Genomic DNA, 23,306 nt, shown 5'->3' with positions numbered 1-23,306 from the left:
GCCTGCGTTTCGCCATCCGCGAAGGCGGCCGCACCGTCGGCGCCGGCGTTGTGTCGAAGATTATTGAATAATTCGCGCAAGCGAATGATCGAACGAAAAGGGCGTCCCTCGGGACGCCCTTTTTGTTGCAGTTTGCCCTCTTCTGACAATAGTGCCACGCCGATCAGAGAAGTTTATGACCCGCAACCCTACCGGTCAGATCCCCGCAAGGGCGGCCCGGCGGATCCCTCTGTTGCGCGGGGGCACCTTAGCCAGGGTCGGTTTTTTCAAGTTGTGGAATGTTCAAATAAGTGCTCATAAAGGTTCCCGTCGATCCACTTTGGCGCAATCGTTCAAGGAGTTCATTTAATATGGACGAAATCGTACAAAGGCTGTCCAGACGTTTGAAACGCCGCGGATATGAGGTTTCTCCGAACAAAGAGACAGGCGCATACATTCGCAGCCTCGGTTTTCAGGTCCAGACCGTCATTGATGTCGGGGTCGCCGGGGGAACCGCCCATTTGTACGAGGCATTCCCTGACGCAAAGTTCGTTTTGATCGAGCCGATTGCAGAATACGAAACAAAGCTCCGCAGAAACTGGTCGGACAAAATCGACTTCGACTTTCATGCCTGTGGTGTTGGTGCTGAAAGCGGACAGACAACGCTGCGTATCCCAACTGTTGGCACCCGTTCGATGGGGACACGCGCGACTATGCTTGAATTCGAAGACTCGGCCACGGCGCAAATGTCGAAAATCGAAGAAAGACAGGTGCCAGTGAAAACACTTGACAAGGTTGCGTCGAGCTACGACGGGCCATTCGGGCTGAAAATTGATACAGAAGGTTTCGAGATCGAAGTCATCCGGGGCGCGTCAGAACTGTTGAAGAACTGCGCCTTCGTTTTGGCCGAGGTTTCAACACGCCGCCGCTACCAAGGCGGGTACAAGTTCAGTGATTTCGTCTCGATCATGGCTGATCACGGGTTTGAGTTGCACGAGTTCATCAGACCCCCGTCACCGCAAGCAACAGATTGTGACGCGATTTTCGCGCCTTTCGACAGCTCTCTGTTCGACTATCGGGATTTGAAGCTGTCGCGCATGGCGAAGAAGGGGTGAAAGCCGTAGGTCGCGGCACTGAAGCGAAAATCATCGATTAAGTCGGCTTGCCGTTTGGTGGGTAGCAGTTGCTCTGCAGCAGCAATGAGAGCGCAAATAGTAGAGCTGAAATATTGCGACCAAAATACATACTTTGTTGTGGTGTTCGATTTCTGCCTATAGGTTGCTGCATGCAGTTTTATACACTTTTTAGGTGAGTGAATTTAGTGCTAATTAGACTTCTCTTTATCCTTGGCGCGGTGCTGCCACGTGCTTCCGCGCTACATGCAGAAGAAGAATTTCTCGTACAATTGAACACCCGCACTTTCTACGCCGGTCAAGATTATTGGGGGTGGGAAATCGACACAAACTTTCTTCCGATCAATAGGCTCGATTGGTTGAATGAAACGCTGATGGGAATGCCAATTTTGGACTACACGGTAGTTCACATTAAGCAGCTCAATCAGGATTCAGATTTCCTTTGGTCACCTAATGGTCCCGGTCGGCTTTATCGATACCCTGAGCCTGTGCTCAAGCACTTGCGACTTCCAGGGTATACGGTGAATTCATCCGGCCCGAACAGCACCAGACGTGTGTATCTCACACCAAACTCTGCCGAAAAACTCTTTGCGGTCGCCTGTAGCGCCAAAGAAGACTCGACGACTTACGAGTTTTGCGGGCTGAGTGCACGCTACCCCTTAGATCCGCGGATTATAGTTCTGACTCGCATCTATAAACCTCCGCCAATGGATCAAATGGATGCATATTTCAATGCAATTGCAGAGCTGACTGTAGGTATAGCCTTATGCTTGGATGTGACGGACCAGATTGGTAAAGAGGCAAAAAAACCAGTGCGCAAGTATTTGGCAGAAGGGCACACAAACCACTGCGTGGACGGGCTATCCTCCTAGAGTGATGTTGGTTTTGGGCCCTTGGCGTAATTCGCTCTGATCTGACAAGCGTCTACTCTGGTCCAGTCCATGATTTCCCCCTTGCCAAACCCCGCCAACCCCACTAATACGCGCGAGTTCTCAACAAGAACGTCAAGGCGGGGTGATTCCCGCCTTTTGGGTTCGAAGAGGGTTGGCGATGCGCGTCTGTCCTCCTCTCAACCTCAACGCCTGATAAAAGGCTGTTAATATGCAAAGCCAAAACATCCGTATTCGGCTGAAGGCATTTGACTATCGCGTTCTGGATGCCAGCACGCAAGAGATCGTCAACACTGCCAAGCGGACCGGCGCGAACGTGCGCGGCCCGATCCCGCTGCCGAACAAGATTGAGAAGTTCACGGTTCTCCGTGGCCCTCACGTTGACAAGAAATCCCGCGACCAGTTCGAGATCCGCACGCACAAGCGTCTGCTCGACATCGTTGATCCGACCCCCCAGACCGTTGACGCGCTGATGAAGCTCGACCTCGCTGCTGGTGTGGACGTCGAGATCAAGCTGCAGTCGTAAGATCGGAGGGTATAGATTATGCGCTCTGGTATTATCGCAAAAAAAGTTGGCATGACCCGCCTGTTCATGGAAGACGGCAAGCAGATCCCTGTGACCGTTCTTCACCTGGACAACCTGCAGGTTGTTGCACAGCGGACCGCTGACAAAGACGGCTACACCGCCGTTCAGCTGGGCGCCGGTGCTGCCAAGGCAAAACGCACCTCGAAAGCCATGCGCGGTCACTATGCCGCTGCCAAGGTTGAGCCCAAGCGTAAGCTGGCCGAGTTCCGCGTCTCCGAAGATGGCCTGATCGATGTGGGCGCCGAGATTTCGGCAGAACACTTCCTGGAAGGTCAGAAAGTTGACGTTTCGGGTACCTCGATCGGTAAAGGCTTTGCCGGTGCAATGAAGCGCCACAACTTCGGTGGTCTGCGCGCCTCGCACGGTGTTTCGATCAGCCACCGTTCGCACGGTTCGACCGGTCAGTGTCAGGACCCGGGCAAGGTTTTCAAAGGCAAGAAGATGGCCGGTCACATGGGGGCTGCCCGTGTCACCACCCAGAACCTGGAAGTCGTCAAAACCGACGCCGACCGGAACCTGGTCTTCATCAAAGGCGCCGTTCCCGGACCGAAATCGGGCTGGGTTACCGTCAAGGACGCCGTCAAGAAGAAAGCACCGGAAGGCCTGCCTTTCCCGGCTGCTGTGAAATCGGCTGCAACCGAAGCACCTGCGGAAGAAGCTCCCGCGGAAGGTGGTGAAGCATGAAACTTGATGTAATCAAACTGGACGGCGGCAAAGCCGGCGACATCGAGCTGAACGCCGATCTGTTCGGTCTCGAGCCGCGTGCGGACATCCTGCACCGTGTGGTCCGTTGGCAGCGCAACAACGCGCAGGCCGGCACCCACAAGGTCAAGACCCGCTCGGAAACCAGCTACTCGACCAAGAAGATCTATCGCCAGAAGGGCACCGGTGGCGCACGCCATGGTGACCGTAACGCGCCGATCTTCCGCAAGGGTGGTATTTACAAGGGCCCGACCCCGCGTTCGCACGGCCACGACCTGCCGAAAAAGTTCCGCAAGCTTGGCCTGCGCCACGCTCTGTCGGCAAAAGCCAAAGCAGGTGAACTGGTTGTGATCGAGAACGCCGAAGCCGAAGGCAAGACCGCCGCACTGGCCAAACAGGTTGCAAACCTGGGCTGGAAACGCGCTCTGGTCATCGACGGCGCGACCGTGAACGAAGGGTTCCTGAAAGCGTCCAAAAACATCGAAGGTCTGGATATCCTGCCGTCGATGGGCGCAAACGTCTATGACATCCTCAAGCGTGACACTCTGGTGCTCACCAAAGCGGCTGTCGAAGCACTGGAGGCTCGTCTGAAATGAGCGCGAAGGCAGAACACTACGACGTGATCCGCAAGCCGATCATCACTGAAAAGTCGACCATGGCGTCCGAGAACGGCGCGGTTGTCTTTGAAGTCGCGATCGACAGCAACAAGCCGCAGATCAAAGAGGCCGTTGAGGCGCTGTTTGGTGTGAAGGTCAAAGCGGTGAACACCACCGTGACCAAAGGCAAAGTCAAGCGGTTCCGTGGCCAGCTGGGCCGTCGGAAAGACGTCAAAAAAGCATATGTGACCCTGGAAGAGGGTAACACCATCGACGTAAGCACCGGTCTCTGATCGGTCCCGTCTTTGGGAAAAAATTAAGACCCCCGCGCAAGCGGGGGTTTTTCTTTTGCCAGTTCAGAAGCATGTTGATCGGGAGATTTGAGTAAGTTTGTACCGCAGTCGTTTACTGAATCGACAGATCGATATTGTATCCAACTGTTTTGCCGGCATCCCGGTCATTACCCATAAGGTAAACACGGATTGTATAGTCCCCGCTTTCGGGCAGATCGATGGTGGTGACATTGCCGTTGATGGATCCATTGTAGATCGCAGCACCATCGCTGTCAGGGGGCAGGATGTTGTAGTAAATCGTGCCATTGCCGTTGGTATCGGCCACTTTCAACTCGACAAACATTTTCTGGCCTGCATTGGCGCCGAGTTTATAGTCAAAATACTCATCGCCAGTTATCGTGCCGTTAACCATGGTCCCGAAGTTTCCGGGTGCAAACTTAACGTCTGCCACTCTTTGCGCCTGCACGGATGACCCGATAAGGGAAAGTGCAAAGACCAATGGAAATAACTTCTTCATGGTTTCGTCCTTTGCGCTATGGAAAACCAAGCAAAGCCTAGCACTATGGCTGGAAATGGCAAAATCTCAGGTCGATAGAGTTGGGGTTTGGGTGAGGTCCGGTGAGTGTTGCCGTATGCGAACGCCTCTGGGGCCGTGAGAGATGTCAAGCGGTTCCCAGGCCAACTGGGCGGTTGGAATGACGTCGACACATCTCAGGCGATCCCGGACGAGGATGGCACCAGTAACGGGAATACCAGTCTTTGATCGATTTTGCTGCACCCAAGCGTCTTTTAGGTGCCTATAGCCGTGAACGGCCCTGGACGTGCCCTTGGTGTTTTTACCTCTGAACTGTGGTCGTCGGGGATATCCGGGTTACATTGAAAATCATGCACGATATCGACAAAACACGGGAAAAACCGGGCGACAAAATCTCCCTGTTCCAACGTTTTCTGAGACTGTTCCAGAGTGTCGAAGTCAAGCCTCGTGACATCGATCTTGTTGCTGACCCTGATGCTGTGCGCACACAGGTACTGGTACAGATGCGTAGGTTCAGTTCCGAACCTTACTTTCAGATTGCAGATGAGACACTGGGGCTGTTGTCGGTTTTTGATGATCTCAAATATGACCGGGCGGATGTGGATATGATCTCTCCGGCGATGCGGAAACATGTGGTCGGCAAGCTTGGTCCGCTGGGGTTTCGTCAAATATCCGGCACCGTGTTGGAGCACGCCGAGGCCGACATGCGCGTCCACATCCCCAAGTTCCACGCTCTCGGCGCGTCGCCCTTCGACATTGCGCGCTATACCGCGAAACGCCCGCAGGATTACTGCCTGCTGACGCCCACGCAGGTGGCCTGTCAGTACGTCGATCACTATGATTTGGACGAGGCTTTGCAACGGATCGAGGCGTTGATTGCGAAGCACCCGATCAACCTGCTCAAACTGGCTGACTATTTGGAAGGCAAACCCAAACACCGCGCCTTTCGCGAAGTGCTGGGGCATATCAAGCTCAAGCAGCGGATCGCGGTGGAGGCCGAGCCGCTGTGTCGCAGGCGGTCTTTGGGGTGAGGGTTTCGCTGCCCATCCGAGGCACGTCAAAAGCACATGTGACTCTGAAAGAGGGTAGCAATATCTACGAATCCAGCCGTTCGTGATCGGAAACGTCGCTGGGGAGAGGGTGCATGCCTGCGCACACAGGGGCCGTTCTTAAGCAGCATTACAGAAATTTGAGCACGAAACACTCTTATTATGCACAATTCACTTGCTATGTCGGGCCGGTAGTCTATCCGGCTTCCAACAACCAATGACATGGCAGGCACATGACCGAAACCTCTCTCTCGACCCGGGAATACCCGGACAAAACCGCTGCGCGGGACTGGGTTTCAACGCTTGCAGAATACCGTGAGCCTAATCAGTGGCGCAGTTCCTTTGAGTTGGGTATCAGCATTATCCCATTCTTTGTGCTTTGGGCTCTGTCCTGGATGGCGCTGTCCGTCAGCTACTGGTTGGCATTCGCGATTGCTGTTCTGAATGCGGCCTTCCTACTGCGCCTGTTTGCGATACAGCATGATTGCGGGCACGGAGCGTTCTTCAAAAACCGAACAGTCAGCGACTGGGTTGGGCGGGTCATCGGGGTTCTGATTCTGACACCCTATGATGTCTGGCGCCGCACGCATTCTTACCACCACAACAGCTCGGGCAACTTGGGCAAACGGGGAATGGGCGATATCCACACACTGACAGTGGCCGAGTACCAATCCAAGACTCCCATGAACCGGTTCTGGTATCGCGTTTATCGAAACCCCATCATTCTGTTCGTTCTTGGTCCTAGATATTTGTTCCTGTTCCAAAACCGCCTGCCGTTGGGGTTAACGGACAGCGCACGGTTCTGGGTCAGCGCGATGGGCACCAATGTTGCTATTCTGGCCGTACTTCTGGCCGTCTACTACTTTGGCGGCCTGATGCCGGTCCTGCTGATCTTTTTGCCCTCAACCCTGATTGCGGCAACTGCCGGAGTATGGCTGTTCTATGTGCAGCACCAATTCGAAGACGCGCATTGGGATTCGGACGAGGACTGGCAACTGCACGAGGCGGCCCTGCACGGTAGCTCGCACTATATTCTGCCGCCTGTGTTACAGTGGTTCAGCGCCAATATCGGCATCCACCACGTGCACCATCTGTACAGCCGCATTCCATTCTACCGCCTGACCGAGGTACTGCGAGATCACGACGAGTTGGCGAACAGCAACCGGATGACCATCCGCGAGAGCCTCGTCAACGCGCGGCTGCACCTGTGGGACGAAAAACACCGCCGCCTGCTGTCCTTCGCCGAGGCTCGCGCACTGTATGCGTAAAGTGGTTGATTGTGTAAAACAGACTGATTGAGCGACTTGAGGAACTGAAACCTAGGGCAAGTGTTGCGGTGCCTTTTCTGTGGTCTTCATAAGAATCTTGGGTCTCAACCTATAGACACCCACCCCCAACCCTGTTACACGCTCCCAATCTTGCGGCCTCGGATTCGTTCCGGGGCCTCTGATATTTATAACCGGGGACCTTCGGGGCCCTATACCCTTGGCACCTACGGGGGCCTATCACATAGCGGGGAAACCCCTCGCACTTGCTAAACGGAAGACAGAAAGCATGGCACTCAAGTCGTACAAGCCGACGACGCCGGGCCAGCGCGGGCTGGTGCTGATCGACCGTTCGGAGCTTTGGAAAGGACGTCCGGTCAAGTCTCTCACTGAGGGTTTGACCAAATCGGGCGGCCGGAACAACACCGGACGGATCACTTCACGCCGCCGCGGCGGTGGCGCAAAGCGTCTCTACCGGATCGTTGACTTTAAACGGAACAAAATGGATGTCGCGGCAACCGTCGAGCGGATCGAATATGACCCGAACCGGACCGCATTCATCGCACTGGTAAAATACGAAGACGGCGAGCAGGCCTATATCCTGGCTCCGCAGCGTCTGGCTGTCGGTGATAAAGTCGTGGCATCCGCCAAGGCCGACATCAAGCCGGGCAACGCAATGCCGTTCTCGGGCATGCCGATCGGTACCATCGTCCACAACATCGAGATGAAGCCTGGCAAAGGCGGTCAGATCGCACGTGCGGCCGGTACTTACGCTCAGTTCGTTGGTCGCGATGGCGGCTACGCTCAGATCCGTCTGAGCTCGGGCGAGTTGCGCATGGTCCGTCAGGAATGCATGGCCACCGTAGGTGCCGTGTCCAACCCCGACAACTCGAACCAGAACCTCGGTAAAGCCGGTCGTATGCGCCACAAAGGCGTGCGTCCGTCGGTTCGTGGTGTTGCAATGAACCCGATCGATCACCCGCACGGTGGTGGTGAAGGTCGTACCTCGGGTGGCCGTACGCCGGTTACGCCGTGGGGTAAGGACACCAAGGGTAAGCGTACCCGCAACAAGAACAAAGCGTCCCAGAAGCTGATCATCCGCTCGCGGCACGCCAAGAAGAAGGGACGTTAATCTATGTCTCGCTCTGTTTGGAAGGGTCCTTTCGTCGATGCTTACGTGCTGAAAAAAGCCGAAGCAGCGCGCGAGTCGGGCCGCAACGAAGTCATCAAAATCTGGTCGCGTCGTTCCACCATTCTGCCCCAGTTCGTGGGTCTGACCTTTGGTGTGTACAACGGCCAGAAGCACATTCCCGTCAACGTCTCGGAAGACATGATCGGTCAGAAGTTCGGTGAATACTCGCCGACCCGTACCTATTATGGCCACGCCGCAGACAAAAAAGCGAAGCGGAAGTAAGTCATGGGCAAGGAAAAGAACCCCCGCCGCGTGGCTGAAAACGAAGCAATGGCGAAAACCCGCATGCTTCGCACCAGCCCGCAGAAACTGAACCTGGTTGCGCAAATGATCCGCGGCAAGAAAGTCGACAAGGCTCTGACCGACCTGACTTTCAGCAACAAGCGTGTCGCGCAGGACGTCAAAAAGTGCCTGCAGTCCGCAATCGCGAATGCCGAAAACAACCACAACCTGGACGTTGACGAGCTGATCGTCGCCGAAGCATGGGTTGGCAAGAACCTGGTCATGAAGCGCGGTCGTCCGCGTGCCCGTGGCCGGTTCGGCAAGATCATGAAGCCGTTCTCGGAGATCACCATCAAGGTGCGTCAAGTTGAGGAGCAAGCCTAATGGGTCATAAAGTAAATCCGATCGGCATGCGCCTGCAGGTCAACCGCACCTGGGACAGCCGCTGGTACGCCGACACCAAGGACTACGGTGATCTTCTGCTGGAAGACATCAAGATCCGTGAGTTCATCAACAAAGAGTGCAAGCAGGCCGGTGTTGCCCGTGTGATCATTGAACGTCCGCACAAGAAGTGCCGCGTGACGATCCACACGGCTCGCCCCGGTGTCATCATCGGCAAGAAAGGTGCGGACATCGAAGTTCTGCGCAAAAAGCTTGCTCGTATGACCGACAGTGAACTGCACCTGAACATTGTCGAAGTGCGCAAGCCCGAGCTTGACGCGCAGCTGGTTGCCGAGTCCATCGCTCAGCAGCTGGAGCGTCGTGTTTCGTTCCGTCGCGCAATGAAGCGCTCGGTTCAGAACGCCATGCGCATGGGCGCCCTGGGTATCCGGGTGAACGTCGCTGGTCGTCTGGGCGGCGCCGAAATCGCACGGACCGAGTGGTACCGCGAAGGCCGCGTGCCTCTGCACACCCTGCGTGCCGACATCGATTACGCACATGCCGAAGCGATGACCCCCTACGGGATCATCGGGATCAAGGTCTGGATCTTCAAAGGTGAGATCATGGAGCACGATCCGCAGGCACGTGACCGTAAAGCACAGGAACTCCAGGACGGCCCTGCACCTCGTGGTGCTGGTGGCGGTCGTCGCTAAGGAGGGAAAGATATGCTTCAACCAAAGCGTACTAAATTCCGCAAGATGCACAAAGGCCGGATCAAGGGTCTCGCCAAAGGCGGCTCTGATCTGAACTTTGGCACCTACGGCCTGAAAGCTCTTGAGCCTGAGCGTGTAACTGCACGCCAGATCGAAGCTGCACGTCGTGCCATGACGCGTCACATGAAGCGTCAGGGTCGTGTCTGGATCCGCATCTTCCCCGACACTCCGGTCACGGCAAAGCCGATCGAAGTTCGTATGGGTAAAGGTAAAGGTTCGGTCGACCGCTGGGCATGCAAAGTCAAGCCTGGCCGTGTGATGTTCGAGATCGACGGCGTCAATGACGAAATCGCGCGTGAGGCCCTGCGCCTGGCCGCGATGAAGCTGCCGATCAAGACCCGCGTCGTGGTTCGCGAAGACTGGTAAGCGATCCGGGGAAACCCGTTCGTTTGGAAATGACCCCGCCGGGAAACTGGCGGGGTTTTCTTTTGCCGGGCGCAAGCCACAGAGACGTGACTGGCAATCGAACCGCAGACCCCGCTATCATCGATCCTAGCATTTTCGTTTCGGGACGGCCGGTCATGTCACGCATTCTTCGCCTGTTTGCACTTTCCATTCTCTTGATCAACACGGCAATGATGGCCGCGCCGACCGCGCGCGCTGCGTCACCCGAGGTGAACCTTGGTCACTTCAATGGCCTCGCGATGAACGGCTATGACGTCATGACATATTGGCGAGGTGGGAATCCTCAAAAAGGCGACCCAGAGATTGCGGCTGAATACAACGGCGCCACTTGGGTGTTCCTGAGCGATGAAAACCGGCAAGCGTTCCTGTCTGATCCAGCGAAGTTTGCCCCGCAATTCGGCGGCTATTGCGCCTATGCGGCCAGCCAGAACGCGGTTGCGGATGTCGACCCGATCGCCTGGCGTATCTGGGACGACAAGCTTTATCTGAACTACAGCATCGAAGTGCGTCGTCTGTGGGCCAACAAGATCGACGAGAATATCGACAAGGCGAACGGCTACTGGCCGAACCTGTTGCAGCAATAGGTCGCGACCCCGGGCGGTCATAGCCCTCGCTTGCGGGAACTGGCTGGGCTATGACGTGGCCATGGCACAGATTGAATCGCTCTTCGTTACCCGTCTCTATCGCGCAGCTTTATCCGAGTTTGATCCCAGGATCGACGCGGGCGAGTTGGAAAGCTCTTGCCTTGTCATCGCCGAGGATGATGAGGCCGGGCAGGAATGGTGCGAAGAGAACGGCTATCCCGGCTATACCAGCTATGCCTCGCTGACCGATCTGCCCTGGCGGTTCCCGATCTTCGCCGATCTGGTCAAAGCGCTGGATCAGCACGTCTCGGCTTTTGCCAAGGATCTGGAGTTCGATCTGGGCGAGGGCGAGCTGAAGCTCGAAGATCTGTGGATCAACATTCTGCCCGAGGGCGGCATGCACTCGAGCCACCTGCACCCGCACAGCGTGATCTCGGGCACGACCTACGTGGCGATGCCCGAAGGGGCGAGTGCGCTGAAACTGGAAGACCCCCGCTCAGGCCGCATGATGGCCGCACCGACGCGGCTTAAAGGTGGGCGGCGCGATTTGCAGCCATTCATCTATATGAAGCCGCAGGTTGGCGATGTCCTGCTCTGGGAAAGCTGGCTGCGCCACGAGGTGCCGATGAACATGGCCGAGGAAGAGCGGATTTCGGTGAGTTTTAACTACAAATGGGAGTGACGCGAAGGCGTCATGTTTATCGGTCCGCAGCACGGCATTTTGCTTTCTTTCTAAAGGCGACAACCGTAGTTTCCTGGCGAAACGAAATCGACGCATGGCCATATGCCCCATTACGCAGTCTTTTTCGTGCTCCCTCAGGTTCAAGGTGCCGATACCTCCCGTTCGAAAAGAATGGCAGGTCTAAGGCTAGCCCTCTTTTTACAAGTTCAGCGCCTATGTCTTGTCCGTTTGGAAGATACCCAATACCAACAAGCCGGTCATAGGAAGTCTCTCCGTTCAGCTTGATTGTAATTTCTTGGCCTTTGCAGATTTCAACCATCGCCCATTTAGCCTTTTGGCCCCAAGGCATGTTCAATTCGGGCGCGTCAATACCGGCAAGACGAATTTTTGACTTGCGGACCACAATTGTGTCGCCGTCGATCACGTAGGCGCGCCCTTTGAGGATGCGATTTGCAGGGGCTGACGGTGGCGATTTCCGCCAGTCGGCGCGAACACTTTTTGAGGGCGCCGAAATGCGTGATCCACCTCTCCGATGGTGGGTACGTCGTCGTGTTCTCGAAACGCCAATCACTAGAACTGCCGCGAAGCAAACAAGGGTAACTACTTCCATTGTTTTCACCCGTTTTAAATCTAACCGGAGCAAAATATTCGGAAATGACGATCTGTCTTTTGAGTTTCGGCCAAATTCGTTCGGTGGTAAGACAGTGTGCTACATGTTCAGGTTTGGCGCGGCTTGGTCTTGTCACTGATAAGCTGTGAAACTTCCTCTTGCCACCCACCCCCTAACCCCCTATAGAGCGGCATCCTGCGATCTCCCGGCGTTGTCGGGCGATTCGTATGTCTATCATTCATCCACCAGGTCCAAGGTGACCCTATCAGGGGGCCTTCTGGTGTTTTGAGCAAAGGAAAAAGGCGATGAACGCCCAAGAACTGCGTGACAAGACCCCGGACCAGCTCCGCGAGGAACTGGCCAACCTGAAGAAAGAAAGCTTTAACCTGCGCTTTCAACAGGCAACCGGTCAGCTGGAAAACACAGCCGGCATCAAAGCGGCCCGCCGCAATGCTGCCCGTGTCAAAACCATTCTGAACGAAAAGGCCGCTGCTGCGGCATCCGAGGAGTAATCAGATGCCCAAGCGTATCCTGCAAGGCACCGTGACCAGCGACGCCAACGAACAGACCGTGACCGTTCAGGTAGAGCGCCGCTTTACACATCCGGTTCTGAAGAAAACCATCCGTAAGTCCAAGAAATACCGGGCTCACGATGAAAAGAACGCCTTCAAGGTCGGCGACACCGTACGCATCATTGAATGCGCGCCGAAATCGAAGACGAAACGTTGGGAAGTTCTGGAAGCGTAAGCTTCCGGGATTTTTCCATTTGTCGAAACCCTGGGGGATCTAACGAGACCAGCCCCCACAGGTCGGGAGAAACCACATGATCCAGATGCAGACCAATCTGGATGTCGCTGACAACTCCGGCGCACGCCGAGTTCAGTGCATCAAGGTCCTGGGTGGTTCCAAGCGTAAATACGCCTCCGTCGGCGACATCATTGTCGTCTCGGTGAAGGAAGCCATCCCGCGCGGCCGCGTAAAGAAAGGGGACGTCCGCAAGGCCGTCGTCGTACGCACCGCCAAGGAAGTCCGTCGCGAAGACGGCACCGCGATCCGTTTCGATCGCAACGCCGCCGTCATCCTGAACAACAACAACGAGCCCGTAGGTACCCGTATCTTTGGCCCCGTTGTTCGCGAACTGCGCGGCAAGAACTTCATGAAAATCATCTCGCTGGCTCCGGAGGTGCTGTAATCATGGCTGCTAAACTCCGCAAAGGCGACAAGGTCGTCGTGCTGGCCGGCAAGGACAAGGGCAAAGAGGGAACCATATCCTCGGTTGACCCCAAAGCCGGTAAAGCTGTTGTCGACGGTATCAACATCGCCATCCGCCACACTCGCCAGACCCAGAACAGCCAAGGCGGCCGTTTGCCTCAGGCAAACCCGATCGAGCTGTCGAACCTGGCGCTGCTGGACAAGAACGGCAAAGCAACTCGCGTTGGCTTCCGCATGGAAGGTGACAAGAAGGTTCGCTTCGCCAAGACCACAGGGGACGTGATCGATGCTTGATAACGCAACCTACACCCCGCGTCTGAAAGCTCAGTACGTTGAAACCATCCGTGCCGCTCTGAAAGAAGAGTTCGGCTACAAGAACGACATGCAGCTGCCCAAGCTGGACAAAATCGTTCTGAACATCGGTTGTGGTGCTGAGGCGGTCAAAGACTCGAAGAAAGCGAAAGCCGCTGTCGAGGATCTGACTGCAATCGCTGGTCAACAGGCCGTTGCAACCAAGGCGAAGAAGTCGATCGCGGGTTTCCGCGTCCGGGAAGACATGCCGCTGGGCGCGAAAGTGACCCTGCGCGGTGACCGGATGTACGAATTCCTGGATCGTCTGATCACCATCGCGCTGCCGCGCGTTCGTGACTTCCGCGGTGTTAAGCCGTCTTTCGATGGTCAGGGCAACTTTGCCATGGGCATGAAAGAGCACATCGTGTTCCCGGAAATCGACTTCGACAAGGTCGACGAGGTCTGGGGCCTGGATATCGTAATTGCCACCACAGCGAAAACCGACGCTGAAGCTAAGGCACTGTTGAAAGCTTTCAACATGCCGTTCAACGCGTAAGCGCCGGGAGGATTGAGACATGGCTAAAAAAGCAATGATCGAACGCGAGAAGAAGCGCGAACGCCTGGTGGCCAAATATGCCGCAAAGCGTGCCGAGCTGAAAGAAATCGCGAATGACGAGAGCCGCCCGATGGAAGAGCGTTTCAAAGCGCGCCTGAAACTGGCGAAACTGCCGCGCAACAGCTCGGCTACCCGTCTGCACAACCGTTGTCAGCTGACCGGTCGTCCCCACGCTTACTACCGTAAGCTGAAGGTCAGCCGTATTGCGCTGCGCGAGCTGGGTTCTGCTGGTCAGATCCCCGGCATGGTGAAATCGAGCTGGTAAGGGAGACATAGATATGAATGATCCTATCGGCGATATGCTCACCCGTATCCGCAACGCGCAACTGCGCGGCAAATCCACTGTTTCCACCCCGGCTTCCAAGCTGCGCGGTTGGGTTCTGGACGTGCTGGCGGACGAAGGTTACATCCGTGGCTATGAAAAGACGACCGGTCAAAACGGTCATCCGGCCATCGAAATCAGCCTGAAGTACTACGAAGGCACCCCTGTTATTCGCGAACTGAAGCGGGTCTCGAAACCCGGTCGCCGCGTATACATGGGCGTCAATGACATCCCGCAGGTCCGTCAGGGTCTGGGTGTGTCGATTGTCAGCACTCCGAAAGGTGTGATGTCGGACGCAAACGCTCGCTCCAACAATGTTGGCGGCGAAGTGCTCTGCACCGTCTTCTAAGGAGGTCTGCAATGTCTCGTATTGGTAAAAAACCGGTCGAGCTGCCCAGCGGCGTTACCGCCTCTGTGTCCGGCCAGACCATCGAAGTCAAAGGTCCGAAAGGCACCCGCAGCTTCACCGCAACTGATGACGTAACGCTGTCGGTCGAAGACAACGTTGTGCAGATCAACCCCCGCGGCATGTCCAAGCGTGCCCGCCAGCAGTGGGGCATGAGCCGCACCATGGTTGCCAACCTGGTAACCGGTGTAACTCAGGGCTTCAAAAAAGAGCTGGAGATCCAGGGTGTTGGTTACCGGGCTCAGATGCAGGGCAACACCCTGAAGCTGAACCTGGGCTACAGCCACGATGTTGATTTCACTGCTCCGGAAGGTGTCACCATCACCGCACCGAAGCAGACCGAGATCGTTGTGGAAGGTATCGACCAGCAGCTGGTGGGCGAAACCGCGGCCAAAATCCGCGAGTGGCGCCGTCCCGAGCCGTACAAAGGCAAGGGCATCCGCTATAAGGGCGAGTTCATCTTCCGCAAGGAAGGCAAGAAGAAGTAAGGACGCAAACAATGGCAAACAGCAAAAGAACCCTGTTTCTGAAGCGCCGCCTGCGCGTTCGGAACAAACTTCGCAAAGTCAACGCCGGCCGTGTACGCCTGTCGGTTCACCGTTCGAACAAGAACATCAGCGTTCAGCTGATCGACGACGTTCGTGGCGTGACCCTGGCTTCGGCCTCGACCCTGGAAAAAGATCTGGGTGTTGTTGGCAAGAACAATGTCGAAGCGGCCACCAAAGTGGGCGCGGCCATCGCCGAGCGTGCCAAGAAGGCAGGCGTCGAAGAGGCCTATTTCGATCGTGGTGGCTTCCTGTTCCACGGCAAGGTGAAGGCAGTTGCCGACGCCGCGCGTGAAGGTGGTCTGAAGATCTAAGACTTGCGGGCAGCTTCGCGGCTGCCCCGATGATCCGGGGGCCCTGGCGTTAGTCGGGGCTCACTTGGATTGACTTAAACGGCGCCGAAAGCGCCACATGAGAAAAGGGATGCCAAATGGCAGAACGTGAAAACCGTCGGGGCCGTGGCCGCGACCGTGAAGAAGCACCGGAATTTGCAGATCGTCTGGTCGCAATCAACCGCGTGTCGAAAACCGTAAAAGGTGGTAAGCGCTTTGGCTTCGCCGCTCTGGTGGTTGTCGGCGATCAGAAAGGCCGCGTCGGCTTTGGCAAAGGTAAAGCGAAAGAAGTACCTGAAGCCATCCGTAAGGCGACTGAACAAGCCAAGCGTCAGATGATCCGCGTGCAACTGCGCGAAGGTCGTACCCTGCACCACGACATCGAAGGCCGTCACGGCGCCGGTAAAGTGGTTATGCGCACCGCACCTGAAGGTACTGGTATCATCGCCGGTGGTCCGATGCGTGCCGTGTTCGAAATGCTGGGCGTTAAGGACGTTGTGTCCAAGTCGCTGGGCTCGCAGAACCCGTACAACATGATCCGCGCCACCATCAACGGCCTGCAGAAAGAGCAGAGCCCGCGTTCGGTTGCCGCGCGTCGTGGCAAAAAAGTTGCCGACATCCTGCCCAAGCGGGACGAAGCCCCTGCGGCCGAAGCGCCTGCTGAAGCCGAAGCGTAAGGAGAGCGACCCATGGCAAAAACCATCGTCGTCAAGCAGATCGGTTCTCCGATCCGTCGCCCCGCCGAACAGCGCGCAACCCTGATCGGCTTGGGCCTGAACAAGATGCACAAAACCCGTGAGCTGGAGGACACTCCTTCGGTCCGTGGCATGATCCGTAAGATCCCGCATCTGGTAGAGATCGTCGAAGAGCGCGGCTAAGCACGCACCCTTCGAAAACTTTAGGCACCCCCGACTTCGGTCGGGGGTGTTTTTCTTTTCAAAGCGCTGATGTCCGGTCAGGGTGTGTCATGGTCCGGGTGTTGAAAGGACGTGACGGATGCATTCCACTCTTCATCTCTCAGTTGGTCCGAGGCTGATTTCTCGGGCAACAGGTGCAGGGTCTGGACGCAGGGCCGCTGGTAACGGGCGTTGACCTGCACCTCCGGCGGGGCCAGATCCGGGTTGTCCAAACTGCCGATTGCTATTTCGACATGCCCATCGAACTCATAGGTTAACGGGGTTCCGCATTCGGCGCAAAACCCGCGCCAGTTCGTCTCTGAGCTCTGAAACAGGGCAGGTTTGCCCCTAGTCCATTCCAATTCCCCGGCTTCGACGAGGGCCGCGAAGAAAGAGCCAAACGCCCTTTGGCACATTCTGCAGTGGCAGATCGACGCTTTGCCCAACCGCCCGATCCTGTATCGCACGCGACCGCATTGACATCCGCCAGTGGCGGCTTGGTCAGGTTCTGATGAGGCGTTGGTCTGCGTCATGACGCTCACTTCTGAATTGATGGATCAAAATGCAGGCGCATCATTCAATGACGGGTCACGCTTGGCAATAGGTGCGGTCTTGTCTTCAGGAAAAGCCACAGCTTGGCCTGCCATTCCCCCAGTGCATAGCGGATAGACCAAAACTTCCGTTGTTAGCGGTATCGCGTGGACCTATCTCAGCCCTGTCCAAACAAGGAACACAAACAGGAGCCGGGGAATTCGCCCCAGGCAAAGAAAGGAAACAAACCATGGCTGACATAGCAACATATTCCCGCGAAGGATTTGGCCTGAGCGCCCGCATCGCAAACCTGGTCGCAAGCTTCAAAGAGGCGCAAGCCCTGCGCGCGCAATATAATCAGACTTACTCGGAACTGCAGGGTCTGACAGATCGCGAACTGGATGACATCGGTGTACGTCGGTGCGACATCAAAGATATCGCTCGGGAACACGTTTACTGCTCGTAATCGGACCGAGAGTATATTGTTCGGGAGGCGCCGCAAGGCGTCTCTTTTGTTTTGGGGGTCTGCCTGCCACAGAAGGTGGAAAAATTGCGGCTCTCGGTTGTAGGCACTTTCAAAATCCGTCAAATCCATCAATGACAGCCCAAAGGGCAACTGTCCGAAATGAAGGAAGGGTGATTTGGCGGAATATCAGATCGGAATGCTGTGGGTTGACGGGCCGCTGAGTTTTCTCGAACAGCTTTGCATCAAGTCGTTTTTGGATGTCGGGCAGCATGTCTGTCTGTATTCTTACGGAGAGATACCAAACATTCCTGACGGTGCAGAGCATCGCGATGCGCGGGACGTCTTGTCTGACGAGAACATCCTCACGCATGAGAGAACCGGCAGCCCCGCGGTTCATGCGGACAAGTTTCGGTATCGCATGCTGGCACAGCAGCCGGATATGATTTGGGCCGATACCGATGCGTATTGCGTCAAGCCATTCACCACGGACAACGGTCATTTTCACGGCAGAATATCCCCTAATGAGACTAACAATGGTGTGCTCAGACTGCCCGTCGATAGCCCGACTTTGTTTGACTTGATCGACTACACAGAAAATCCGTACAGAATTCCGCCATGGCTGGCCAAGAGACATCGACGAGACCTGATCCAGGACGCACGGGGTGGAAACCCGCGTCATGCCGGTGAAATGCCCTGGGGCGTGTGGGGCCCGAGTGCGCTGACCTGGTTGCTTGCGCAGAACGGCGAGGCTCGTTTTTCATTGCCAGAGCAATTCCTCTATCCGATTTCGTATGCGCATCGCAGGGTTTTGGGGCGGCCAGGCACCAACGCTTCGCGGTTTGTTACGGATGAGACCATGTCGATCCATTTTTACGGACGACGTATGCGTTCATTCGTGCGGAATAGATTTGGCGGTATACCTCACCCCGACAGTTTTTTGGGCGCTTTGGTTCAGAAGCATGGTATCGACCCACGGGATGCGCCTGTTTTGCCAAAACCCGCGGCCGTGTCGGACGAACAGGATGAAGACTAACGCTTGATCGTGTCGATACGCTTGCCAAGCGATCCCAACAGTTCTATACGCCTCCGGTGGCTTTGCGGCCACGAGAATCAAAACCAAGAAATGCCGTGTTTGGCCCATCACGCTTCGGGGGTCACATCCGGCTTAGGAGAAGCGAAATGAAACTGAACGAACTGCGCGACAATCCTGGCGCTAGCCCGAAACGCACTCGCGTTGGCCGTGGTCCGGGTTCCGGCAAAGGTAAAATGGGTGGCCGTGGTATCAAAGGCCAGAAATCCCGTTCGGGTGTGGCCATCAATGGCTACGAAGGCGGCCAGATGCCGCTTTACCAGCGCCTGCCCAAGCGTGGCTTCAACAAGCCGAACCGCAAGGAATTCGCCGTTATCAACCTGGGCCTGATCCAGAAATTCGTCGACGCCGGCAAGCTGGACGCCAAAGCAGCAATCACCGAGGATGTGCTGGTTGCATCCGGTCTGGTGCGTCGCAAGCTGGACGGTGTTCGCGTTCTGGCCAAAGGCGAAATCAGCGCAAAAGTGAACCTGGAAGTCACCGGTGCCTCGAAATCTGCTGTCGAAGCAGTCGAGAAAGCGGGCGGCTCACTTAAGGTCACAAAAGCTGCTGCGGCAGAGTAAGCGCTTGTGAGCGGGCGCAGACCCGCTTACATAGACCTCAGAGTTTTCCAAGACGCCGCCCGAGCCGGAAAACGGTTCCGGGCGGTGTTTTCATAAGAGAGACCGATTTATGGTATCAGCAGCAGAACAAATGGCAGCCAACACAAGCTGGTCTGCCCTTGGGAAAGCCACCGATCTGCGCAACCGCATCCTGTTCACGCTTGCATTGCTGATCGTCTACCGTCTGGGCACCTTCATTCCGGTTCCGGGCATCGACGGCCAAGCACTGCGCGAGTTCATGGAGCAGGCGGGGCAGGGCATCGGCGGCATGGTTTCGATGTTCACCGGCGGGGCGCTAGGGCGGATGGGTATCTTTGCCCTTGGCATCATGCCTTACATTTCGGCCTCGATCATCGTGCAGCTGCTGACATCCATGGTTCCCGCGCTCGAACAGCTCAAGAAAGAGGGCGAGCAGGGGCGCAAGAAGATCAACCAGTATACCCGTTTCGGCACCGTGGCTTTGGCCACCGTTCAGGCCTATGGCCTGGCCGTTTCCCTGGAATCGGGCGATCTGGCGACCGATCCGGGCATGTTCTTCCGTATGTCGACCATGATCACTCTGGTCGGTGGTACGATGTTCCTGATGTGGCTGGGTGAACAGATCACCGCACGCGGCATCGGCAACGGTATCTCGCTGATCATCTTCGTCGGCATTATTGCCGAGGTTCCGGCCGCTCTGGCCCAGTTCTTTGCTTCGGGCCGTTCGGGAGCAATCAGCCCGGCCGTGATCATCGGTGTGATTGTGATGGTTATTGCGGTCATCACGTTCGTGGTGTTCATGGAACGCGCGCTGCGCAAGATCCACATCCAATACCCGCGCCGTCAGGCCGGTATGAAGGTTTATGAGGGCGGCTCCAGCCACCTGCCGGTCAAAGTGAACCCGGCGGGCGTGATCCCCGCGATCTTTGCGAGCTCATTGCTGCTGTTGCCGGTTACGATCTCGACCTTCTCGTCGGGCGCGACCAATGGGCCGATCATGTCGTGGTTGCTGGCCAACTTTGGCCCCGGACAGCCACTGTACCTGCTGTTTTTCGCAAGCATGATCGTGTTCTTCGCCTACTTCTACACGTTCAACGTATCGTTCAAACCGGACGACGTTGCGGATAACCTGAAAAAGCAGAATGGTTTTGTGCCCGGCATTCGCCCAGGCAAGAAGACCGCCGAATACCTGGAATACGTGGTCAACCGCGTGTTGGTTCTGGGCTCGGTCTATCTGACAGCGGTTTGTCTGCTGCCCGAAATTCTGCGGAACCAGTTCGCCATCCCGTTCTATTTCGGCGGCACCTCGGTTCTGATTATCGTCTCTGTGACCATGGACACGATACAACAGGTTCAGAGCCATCTGCTGGCGCATCAATACGAAGGGCTTATCGAAAAGTCCCAACTGCGCGGTAAAGGCAAGAAACGCGGCAGGAAGGGACCCGCTCGTCGATGAATATCATTTTATTGGGCCCGCCGGGTGCGGGCAAAGGAACGCAAGCGCGTCATCTGGTTGAAACGCGTGGCATGGTACAGCTGAGTACCGGAGACATGCTGCGCGAAGCCAAGGATAGCGGCACCGAAATGGGCAACCGCGTGGCCGAGGTGATGGCAAAGGGCGAATTGGTTACCGATGAGATCGTGATCGGCCTGATCCGCGAAAAGCTGGAGCAGGGCGCCGAAGGCGGTTTCATCTTTGACGGCTTCCCCCGCACATTGGCGCAAGCCGATGCGCTGGGAGAGTTGCTGGCGGAAAAAGGCGAGCACCTGGATTTCGTCGTCGAACTTCAGGTGGATGACGAAACGCTGGTTCAGCGCATCGTCAACCGCGCGGAAGAGGCTCGCGCAGCTGGTCAGCCTGTACGCGCTGACGACAACGAAGAAAGCGTGCGCATTCGTCTGATGGAATACTACAAAAAGACCTCGCCGCTGATCGGATATTACCACGCCAAGGGCGGTCTGCGCCCGGTGGACGGTCTCGCGGATATCGGTGACGTCACCGCCTCGATCGAGGCCGTTCTGGCCTGATTGAAACAAGGGGCTTGACGGCCCCTTCAAAACCCCATATCGACCCACATCCCTATGGGAATCACAATTGCGTGCGGGATTCGTCGTGCGCGCATTTACTACCTCGTACAAATGCTGGATCCTCTGGCGTCACTGCCACGATCAAGTGTTGTGAAAAAAGGTTCCGGAGCTACGGAACCGCAACAAAAAAGGAAAGTGACACGTGGCACGTATTGCCGGCGTAAACATCCCGACTGCAAAGCGGGTACCTATCGCCCTCACATATATCACCGGTATCGGAAATACCTCGGCCAAAGCGATCTGCGAAGCCGTGGGCATTGAAGCGACCCGTCGCGTCAACGAACTGTCCGACGCCGAAGTTCTGAAAATTCGCGAATACATCGACGAAAACTTCACCGTTGAAGGTGACCTGCGTCGTGAAGTTCAGATGAACGTCAAGCGCCTGATGGACCTGGGCTGCTATCGCGGTCTGCGTCACCGCCGCAACCTGCCGGTTCGCGGTCAGCGTACCCACACCAATGCTCGTACCCGCAAAGGCCCTGCAAAGGCCATTGCCGGTAAGAAGAAATAAGGGAGGGTCTGACTGATGGCACGTGATAAGACTCGCGTTAAGCGCAAAGAGCGTAAGAACATCGCATCGGGCGTCGCCCATGTGAACTCGACCTTCAACAACACCAAGATCCTGATCTCGGACGTACAGGGCAACGCCATCTCGTGGTCGTCTGCCGGTACCATGGGCTTCAAAGGGTCGCGGAAATCGACACCCTACGCCGCTCAGATGGCTGCAGAAGATGCAGGCAAAAAGGCGCAGGAACACGGCGTCAAGACGCTGGAAGTCGAAGTTCAGGGCCCCGGTTCGGGTCGTGAATCGGCTCTGCGCGCGCTGGCTGCAGTGGGCTTCAACATCACGTCGATCCGCGACGTGACTCCGATTGCTCACAATGGCTGCCGCCCACCGAAGCGTCGCCGCGTCTAAGCGATTTTGAATTGAGCTGGGGCTGTGTTTTCGCACGGCCCCAGCACGTCATTTTAAACCTCGGGCGTCTGCACCTTGTTGGTCATGGGGCGCGGACAGGAATGGAGGGATTACATGATCCACAAGAATTGGGCAGAATTGATCAAGCCGACCCAGCTGGACGGCAAGCCGGGCAACGATCCCGCACGTCAGGCAACCCTGGTTGCTGAACCGCTGGAGCGTGGCTTTGGTCTGACCCTGGGCAACGCGCTGCGCCGCGTTCTGATGAGCTCGCTGCAAGGCGCGGCCATCACCAGCGTTCAGATCGACAATGTATTGCACGAGTTCTCGAGCGTCGCAGGCGTTCGTGAGGACGTCACCGACATCATCCTGAACCTCAAGCAGGTTGCCCTGCGCATGGAAGTCGAAGGCCCCAAGCGTCTGTCGATCAATGCCAAAGGCCCCGCAGTCGTCACCGCTGGCGACATCAGCGAAAGCGCCGGCATCGAGGTTCTGAACCGCGACCACGTCATCTGCCACCTGGACGATGGTGCTGATCTGTTCATGGAACTGACCGTCAACACCGGCAAAGGCTACGTCTCGGCTGAAAAGAACAAGCCGGAAGACGCGCCCATCGGCCTGATCCCGATCGACGCGATCTATTCGCCGGTCAAAAAAGTTGCCTATGACGTGCAACCGACCCGTGAAGGCCAGGTTCTGGACTATGACAAGCTGACTCTGAAGATCGAAACCGATGGTTCGATCACTCCGGAAGACGCGCTGGCCTTCGCCGCTCGTATTCTGCAGGACCAGCTGTCGATCTTCGTCAACTTCGACGAGCCTGAGGCCGCTGGCCGCCAGGACGAGGACGATGGTCTGGAATTCAACCCGCTGCTGCTGAAGAAAGTGGACGAGCTGGAACTGTCGGTCCGTTCGGCAAACTGCCTGAAGAACGACAACATCGTTTACATCGGCGACCTGATCCAGAAAACCGAAGCCGAGATGCTGCGCACTCCGAACTTCGGCCGCAAGTCGCTGAACGAGATCAAAGAAGTGCTGTCTGGCATGGGTCTGCACCTCGGCATGGATGTCGAGGACTGGCCGCCCGACAACATCGAAGATCTGGCCAAGAAATTCGAAGACGCGTTCTAAGCGCGT

The 23,306-nt window shown here is 56.4% G+C and carries 38 protein-coding genes; 35 read left to right on the top strand and 3 right to left on the bottom strand.

The features are described 5' to 3' along the window. From J7416_RS22880 to J7416_RS21585, 7 genes are all read left to right on the top strand, one after another. Positions 1-71 (top strand): hypothetical protein (locus tag J7416_RS22880; RefSeq protein ID WP_209223782.1); only part of this gene is annotated, 71 nt, incomplete at its 5' end. A gap of 279 nt (positions 72-350) precedes the next feature. Next, positions 351-1,094, top strand: a complete 744-nt coding sequence (locus J7416_RS21610) for an FkbM family methyltransferase (RefSeq protein WP_209227739.1) — start codon at positions 351-353, stop codon at positions 1,092-1,094. A 206-nt stretch (positions 1,095-1,300) separates the two neighbouring features. Continuing rightward, positions 1,301-1,984 carry a hypothetical protein gene (locus J7416_RS21605; protein ID WP_209227737.1) on the top strand — a complete coding sequence of 228 codons (684 nt, stop codon included), beginning with the start codon at positions 1,301-1,303 and terminating at the stop codon, positions 1,982-1,984. A 229-nt stretch (positions 1,985-2,213) separates the two neighbouring features. Next, complete coding sequence (gene rpsJ, locus J7416_RS21600; RefSeq protein WP_008756422.1) at positions 2,214-2,528, top strand: 30S ribosomal protein S10; 315 nt, start codon at positions 2,214-2,216, stop codon at positions 2,526-2,528. An 18-nt stretch (positions 2,529-2,546) separates the two neighbouring features. Further along, on the top strand, positions 2,547-3,272 hold the full coding sequence (rplC, locus tag J7416_RS21595; protein ID WP_170328778.1) for a 50S ribosomal protein L3: 726 nt from the start codon (positions 2,547-2,549) through the stop codon (positions 3,270-3,272). Beyond that, positions 3,269-3,886 (top strand): 50S ribosomal protein L4, encoded by a 618-nt coding sequence (gene rplD / locus J7416_RS21590; protein ID WP_068340788.1) that lies wholly within the window; start codon positions 3,269-3,271, stop codon positions 3,884-3,886. The genes rplC and rplD overlap by 4 nt, the downstream gene beginning before the upstream one ends. Then, positions 3,883-4,179, top strand: coding sequence for a 50S ribosomal protein L23 (locus tag J7416_RS21585; RefSeq protein ID WP_008757532.1), 297 nt, complete (start codon positions 3,883-3,885; stop codon positions 4,177-4,179). Before rplD ends, J7416_RS21585 begins: the two co-directional genes overlap by 4 nt. Before the next feature lie 112 nt (positions 4,180-4,291). Here the strand turns inward: J7416_RS21585 and J7416_RS21580 are convergent, their stop codons facing one another. Then, complete coding sequence (locus J7416_RS21580; protein ID WP_209227735.1) at positions 4,292-4,696, bottom strand: hypothetical protein; 405 nt, start codon at positions 4,694-4,696, stop codon at positions 4,292-4,294. Between the two features lie 368 nt (positions 4,697-5,064). Here J7416_RS21580 and J7416_RS21575 point away from each other — a divergent pair, with 368 nt between their 5' ends. The 9 genes from J7416_RS21575 (at position 5,065) to J7416_RS21535 (ending at position 11,267) form a co-directional block, all read left to right on the top strand. After that, complete coding sequence (locus J7416_RS21575; RefSeq protein WP_209227733.1) at positions 5,065-5,745, top strand: hypothetical protein; 681 nt, start codon at positions 5,065-5,067, stop codon at positions 5,743-5,745. Positions 5,746-5,996: 251 nt separating this feature from the next. Beyond that, a complete protein-coding gene (locus tag J7416_RS21570; protein WP_209227731.1) occupies positions 5,997-7,031 on the top strand; it encodes a fatty acid desaturase in 1,035 nt (344 codons plus the stop codon). Between the two features lie 286 nt (positions 7,032-7,317). Then, positions 7,318-8,160 (top strand): 50S ribosomal protein L2, encoded by an 843-nt coding sequence (gene rplB, locus J7416_RS21565; RefSeq protein WP_171102860.1) that lies wholly within the window; start codon positions 7,318-7,320, stop codon positions 8,158-8,160. Between the two features lie 3 nt (positions 8,161-8,163). Next, a complete protein-coding gene (rpsS, locus tag J7416_RS21560) occupies positions 8,164-8,442 on the top strand; it encodes a 30S ribosomal protein S19 (protein WP_005980699.1) in 279 nt (92 codons plus the stop codon). Positions 8,443-8,445: 3 nt separating this feature from the next. After that, a complete protein-coding gene (gene rplV / locus J7416_RS21555) occupies positions 8,446-8,826 on the top strand; it encodes a 50S ribosomal protein L22 (RefSeq protein ID WP_209227729.1) in 381 nt (126 codons plus the stop codon). After that, positions 8,826-9,536 carry a 30S ribosomal protein S3 gene (rpsC, locus tag J7416_RS21550; RefSeq protein WP_209227727.1) on the top strand — a complete coding sequence of 237 codons (711 nt, stop codon included), beginning with the start codon at positions 8,826-8,828 and terminating at the stop codon, positions 9,534-9,536. The genes rplV and rpsC overlap by 1 nt, the downstream gene beginning before the upstream one ends. A gap of 12 nt (positions 9,537-9,548) precedes the next feature. Beyond that, positions 9,549-9,962 (top strand): 50S ribosomal protein L16, encoded by a 414-nt coding sequence (rplP, locus tag J7416_RS21545; RefSeq protein WP_209227725.1) that lies wholly within the window; start codon positions 9,549-9,551, stop codon positions 9,960-9,962. Between the two features lie 155 nt (positions 9,963-10,117). Continuing rightward, the gene (locus tag J7416_RS21540; protein WP_209227723.1) at positions 10,118-10,585 is read left to right on the top strand and encodes a YHS domain-containing (seleno)protein; all 468 of its coding nucleotides are present in this window, start codon (positions 10,118-10,120) and stop codon (positions 10,583-10,585) included. A 61-nt stretch (positions 10,586-10,646) separates the two neighbouring features. Next, positions 10,647-11,267 (top strand): 2OG-Fe(II) oxygenase family protein, encoded by a 621-nt coding sequence (locus J7416_RS21535; protein WP_209227721.1) that lies wholly within the window; start codon positions 10,647-10,649, stop codon positions 11,265-11,267. 16 nt (positions 11,268-11,283) lie between these two features. On the opposite strand, the gene J7416_RS22815 is transcribed toward J7416_RS21535, so the two are convergent. Beyond that, positions 11,284-11,691, bottom strand: a complete 408-nt coding sequence (locus J7416_RS22815; RefSeq protein ID WP_209227719.1) for a thermonuclease family protein — start codon at positions 11,689-11,691, stop codon at positions 11,284-11,286. 491 nt (positions 11,692-12,182) lie between these two features. Between J7416_RS22815 and rpmC the strand changes: the two genes are divergently transcribed. The 11 genes from rpmC (at position 12,183) to rpmD (ending at position 16,479) form a co-directional block, all read left to right on the top strand. Beyond that, entirely contained in the window at positions 12,183-12,389 is a 207-nt protein-coding gene (rpmC, locus tag J7416_RS21525; protein WP_010437082.1) for a 50S ribosomal protein L29, read from the top strand. A gap of 4 nt (positions 12,390-12,393) precedes the next feature. Then, positions 12,394-12,624 carry a 30S ribosomal protein S17 gene (gene rpsQ / locus J7416_RS21520; RefSeq protein WP_170356682.1) on the top strand — a complete coding sequence of 77 codons (231 nt, stop codon included), beginning with the start codon at positions 12,394-12,396 and terminating at the stop codon, positions 12,622-12,624. A gap of 76 nt (positions 12,625-12,700) precedes the next feature. Beyond that, positions 12,701-13,069 (top strand): 50S ribosomal protein L14, encoded by a 369-nt coding sequence (gene rplN, locus J7416_RS21515; RefSeq protein ID WP_008757934.1) that lies wholly within the window; start codon positions 12,701-12,703, stop codon positions 13,067-13,069. 2 nt (positions 13,070-13,071) lie between these two features. Next, entirely contained in the window at positions 13,072-13,383 is a 312-nt protein-coding gene (gene rplX, locus J7416_RS21510; RefSeq protein WP_155148683.1) for a 50S ribosomal protein L24, read from the top strand. After that, positions 13,376-13,936 (top strand): 50S ribosomal protein L5, encoded by a 561-nt coding sequence (gene rplE, locus J7416_RS21505; protein WP_209227717.1) that lies wholly within the window; start codon positions 13,376-13,378, stop codon positions 13,934-13,936. Before rplX ends, rplE begins: the two co-directional genes overlap by 8 nt. Positions 13,937-13,955: 19 nt before the next feature. Then, positions 13,956-14,261, top strand: coding sequence for a 30S ribosomal protein S14 (gene rpsN / locus J7416_RS21500; RefSeq protein ID WP_068340744.1), 306 nt, complete (start codon positions 13,956-13,958; stop codon positions 14,259-14,261). A 13-nt stretch (positions 14,262-14,274) separates the two neighbouring features. After that, on the top strand, positions 14,275-14,667 hold the full coding sequence (rpsH, locus tag J7416_RS21495) for a 30S ribosomal protein S8 (RefSeq protein ID WP_209227715.1): 393 nt from the start codon (positions 14,275-14,277) through the stop codon (positions 14,665-14,667). 11 nt (positions 14,668-14,678) lie between these two features. Beyond that, positions 14,679-15,212 (top strand): 50S ribosomal protein L6, encoded by a 534-nt coding sequence (rplF, locus tag J7416_RS21490; RefSeq protein ID WP_209227713.1) that lies wholly within the window; start codon positions 14,679-14,681, stop codon positions 15,210-15,212. Positions 15,213-15,223: 11 nt separating this feature from the next. Then, positions 15,224-15,583: a 50S ribosomal protein L18 gene (gene rplR / locus J7416_RS21485; protein ID WP_039523386.1), complete on the top strand. Its 360-nt coding sequence runs from the start codon at positions 15,224-15,226 to the stop codon at positions 15,581-15,583. A gap of 116 nt (positions 15,584-15,699) precedes the next feature. Then, complete coding sequence (gene rpsE, locus J7416_RS21480; protein WP_039523389.1) at positions 15,700-16,278, top strand: 30S ribosomal protein S5; 579 nt, start codon at positions 15,700-15,702, stop codon at positions 16,276-16,278. 12 nt (positions 16,279-16,290) lie between these two features. After that, positions 16,291-16,479 (top strand): 50S ribosomal protein L30, encoded by a 189-nt coding sequence (rpmD, locus tag J7416_RS21475; protein WP_050605831.1) that lies wholly within the window; start codon positions 16,291-16,293, stop codon positions 16,477-16,479. A 77-nt stretch (positions 16,480-16,556) separates the two neighbouring features. Here rpmD and J7416_RS21470 read toward each other — a convergent pair whose 3' ends face one another. Further along, positions 16,557-17,030, bottom strand: a complete 474-nt coding sequence (locus J7416_RS21470) for a GFA family protein (RefSeq protein WP_247744418.1) — start codon at positions 17,028-17,030, stop codon at positions 16,557-16,559. 248 nt (positions 17,031-17,278) lie between these two features. Here J7416_RS21470 and J7416_RS21465 point away from each other — a divergent pair, with 248 nt between their 5' ends. From J7416_RS21465 to J7416_RS21430, 8 genes are all read left to right on the top strand, one after another. After that, complete coding sequence (locus J7416_RS21465) at positions 17,279-17,494, top strand: DUF1127 domain-containing protein (RefSeq protein ID WP_209227711.1); 216 nt, start codon at positions 17,279-17,281, stop codon at positions 17,492-17,494. Between the two features lie 175 nt (positions 17,495-17,669). Continuing rightward, entirely contained in the window at positions 17,670-18,527 is an 858-nt protein-coding gene (locus J7416_RS21460; protein WP_247744417.1) for a hypothetical protein, read from the top strand. A gap of 146 nt (positions 18,528-18,673) precedes the next feature. Next, positions 18,674-19,147, top strand: a complete 474-nt coding sequence (gene rplO / locus J7416_RS21455) for a 50S ribosomal protein L15 (protein WP_209227709.1) — start codon at positions 18,674-18,676, stop codon at positions 19,145-19,147. A 109-nt stretch (positions 19,148-19,256) separates the two neighbouring features. Beyond that, positions 19,257-20,621, top strand: a complete 1,365-nt coding sequence (secY, locus tag J7416_RS21450) for a preprotein translocase subunit SecY (RefSeq protein WP_209227707.1) — start codon at positions 19,257-19,259, stop codon at positions 20,619-20,621. Further along, on the top strand, positions 20,618-21,193 hold the full coding sequence (locus tag J7416_RS21445; protein ID WP_209227706.1) for an adenylate kinase: 576 nt from the start codon (positions 20,618-20,620) through the stop codon (positions 21,191-21,193). Before secY ends, J7416_RS21445 begins: the two co-directional genes overlap by 4 nt. Positions 21,194-21,395: 202 nt before the next feature. Beyond that, the gene (gene rpsM / locus J7416_RS21440; RefSeq protein WP_170332212.1) at positions 21,396-21,764 is read left to right on the top strand and encodes a 30S ribosomal protein S13; all 369 of its coding nucleotides are present in this window, start codon (positions 21,396-21,398) and stop codon (positions 21,762-21,764) included. Positions 21,765-21,779: 15 nt separating this feature from the next. Next, positions 21,780-22,169 carry a 30S ribosomal protein S11 gene (gene rpsK / locus J7416_RS21435; RefSeq protein WP_008757289.1) on the top strand — a complete coding sequence of 130 codons (390 nt, stop codon included), beginning with the start codon at positions 21,780-21,782 and terminating at the stop codon, positions 22,167-22,169. 114 nt (positions 22,170-22,283) lie between these two features. After that, positions 22,284-23,300, top strand: coding sequence for a DNA-directed RNA polymerase subunit alpha (locus J7416_RS21430; protein ID WP_058272456.1), 1,017 nt, complete (start codon positions 22,284-22,286; stop codon positions 23,298-23,300). Positions 23,301-23,306: the final 6 nt, after the last annotated feature.

The organism is Ruegeria sp. R14_0, from assembly GCF_017743975.1.
In the GTDB taxonomy this organism is placed as follows: domain Bacteria; phylum Pseudomonadota; class Alphaproteobacteria; order Rhodobacterales; family Rhodobacteraceae; genus Ruegeria.
The sequence above is the reverse complement of the archived record's forward strand: the minus strand, read 5'-3'. Positions and strand labels throughout refer to the sequence as shown.

Bases quoted from the DNA above. Each gene is read 5' to 3' on its own strand.
- J7416_RS21610 (WP_209227739.1), top strand. From the start codon at position 351: ATGGACGAAATCGTACAAAGGCTGTCCAGACGTTTGAAACGCCGCGGA.
- rpsJ (WP_008756422.1), top strand. From the start codon at position 2,214: ATGCAAAGCCAAAACATCCGTATTCGGCTGAAGGCATTTGACTATCGC.
- rplC (WP_170328778.1), top strand. From the start codon at position 2,547: ATGCGCTCTGGTATTATCGCAAAAAAAGTTGGCATGACCCGCCTGTTC.
- rplD (WP_068340788.1), top strand. From the start codon at position 3,269: ATGAAACTTGATGTAATCAAACTGGACGGCGGCAAAGCCGGCGACATC.
- J7416_RS21585 (WP_008757532.1), top strand. From the start codon at position 3,883: ATGAGCGCGAAGGCAGAACACTACGACGTGATCCGCAAGCCGATCATC.
- J7416_RS21580 (WP_209227735.1), bottom strand. From the start codon at position 4,696: ATGAAGAAGTTATTTCCATTGGTCTTTGCACTTTCCCTTATCGGGTCA.
- J7416_RS21575 (WP_209227733.1), top strand. From the start codon at position 5,065: ATGCACGATATCGACAAAACACGGGAAAAACCGGGCGACAAAATCTCC.
- J7416_RS21570 (WP_209227731.1), top strand. From the start codon at position 5,997: ATGACCGAAACCTCTCTCTCGACCCGGGAATACCCGGACAAAACCGCT.
- rplB (WP_171102860.1), top strand. From the start codon at position 7,318: ATGGCACTCAAGTCGTACAAGCCGACGACGCCGGGCCAGCGCGGGCTG.
- rpsS (WP_005980699.1), top strand. From the start codon at position 8,164: ATGTCTCGCTCTGTTTGGAAGGGTCCTTTCGTCGATGCTTACGTGCTG.
- rplV (WP_209227729.1), top strand. From the start codon at position 8,446: ATGGGCAAGGAAAAGAACCCCCGCCGCGTGGCTGAAAACGAAGCAATG.
- rpsC (WP_209227727.1), top strand. From the start codon at position 8,826: ATGGGTCATAAAGTAAATCCGATCGGCATGCGCCTGCAGGTCAACCGC.
- rplP (WP_209227725.1), top strand. From the start codon at position 9,549: ATGCTTCAACCAAAGCGTACTAAATTCCGCAAGATGCACAAAGGCCGG.
- J7416_RS21540 (WP_209227723.1), top strand. From the start codon at position 10,118: ATGTCACGCATTCTTCGCCTGTTTGCACTTTCCATTCTCTTGATCAAC.
- J7416_RS21535 (WP_209227721.1), top strand. From the start codon at position 10,647: ATGGCACAGATTGAATCGCTCTTCGTTACCCGTCTCTATCGCGCAGCT.
- rpmC (WP_010437082.1), top strand. From the start codon at position 12,183: ATGAACGCCCAAGAACTGCGTGACAAGACCCCGGACCAGCTCCGCGAG.
- rpsQ (WP_170356682.1), top strand. From the start codon at position 12,394: ATGCCCAAGCGTATCCTGCAAGGCACCGTGACCAGCGACGCCAACGAA.
- rplN (WP_008757934.1), top strand. From the start codon at position 12,701: ATGATCCAGATGCAGACCAATCTGGATGTCGCTGACAACTCCGGCGCA.
- rplX (WP_155148683.1), top strand. From the start codon at position 13,072: ATGGCTGCTAAACTCCGCAAAGGCGACAAGGTCGTCGTGCTGGCCGGC.
- rplE (WP_209227717.1), top strand. From the start codon at position 13,376: ATGCTTGATAACGCAACCTACACCCCGCGTCTGAAAGCTCAGTACGTT.
- rpsN (WP_068340744.1), top strand. From the start codon at position 13,956: ATGGCTAAAAAAGCAATGATCGAACGCGAGAAGAAGCGCGAACGCCTG.
- rpsH (WP_209227715.1), top strand. From the start codon at position 14,275: ATGAATGATCCTATCGGCGATATGCTCACCCGTATCCGCAACGCGCAA.
- rplF (WP_209227713.1), top strand. From the start codon at position 14,679: ATGTCTCGTATTGGTAAAAAACCGGTCGAGCTGCCCAGCGGCGTTACC.
- rplR (WP_039523386.1), top strand. From the start codon at position 15,224: ATGGCAAACAGCAAAAGAACCCTGTTTCTGAAGCGCCGCCTGCGCGTT.
- rpsE (WP_039523389.1), top strand. From the start codon at position 15,700: ATGGCAGAACGTGAAAACCGTCGGGGCCGTGGCCGCGACCGTGAAGAA.
- rpmD (WP_050605831.1), top strand. From the start codon at position 16,291: ATGGCAAAAACCATCGTCGTCAAGCAGATCGGTTCTCCGATCCGTCGC.
- J7416_RS21470 (WP_247744418.1), bottom strand. From the start codon at position 17,030: ATGACGCAGACCAACGCCTCATCAGAACCTGACCAAGCCGCCACTGGC.
- J7416_RS21465 (WP_209227711.1), top strand. From the start codon at position 17,279: ATGGCTGACATAGCAACATATTCCCGCGAAGGATTTGGCCTGAGCGCC.
- rplO (WP_209227709.1), top strand. From the start codon at position 18,674: ATGAAACTGAACGAACTGCGCGACAATCCTGGCGCTAGCCCGAAACGC.
- secY (WP_209227707.1), top strand. From the start codon at position 19,257: ATGGTATCAGCAGCAGAACAAATGGCAGCCAACACAAGCTGGTCTGCC.
- J7416_RS21445 (WP_209227706.1), top strand. From the start codon at position 20,618: ATGAATATCATTTTATTGGGCCCGCCGGGTGCGGGCAAAGGAACGCAA.
- rpsK (WP_008757289.1), top strand. From the start codon at position 21,780: ATGGCACGTGATAAGACTCGCGTTAAGCGCAAAGAGCGTAAGAACATC.
- J7416_RS21430 (WP_058272456.1), top strand. From the start codon at position 22,284: ATGATCCACAAGAATTGGGCAGAATTGATCAAGCCGACCCAGCTGGAC.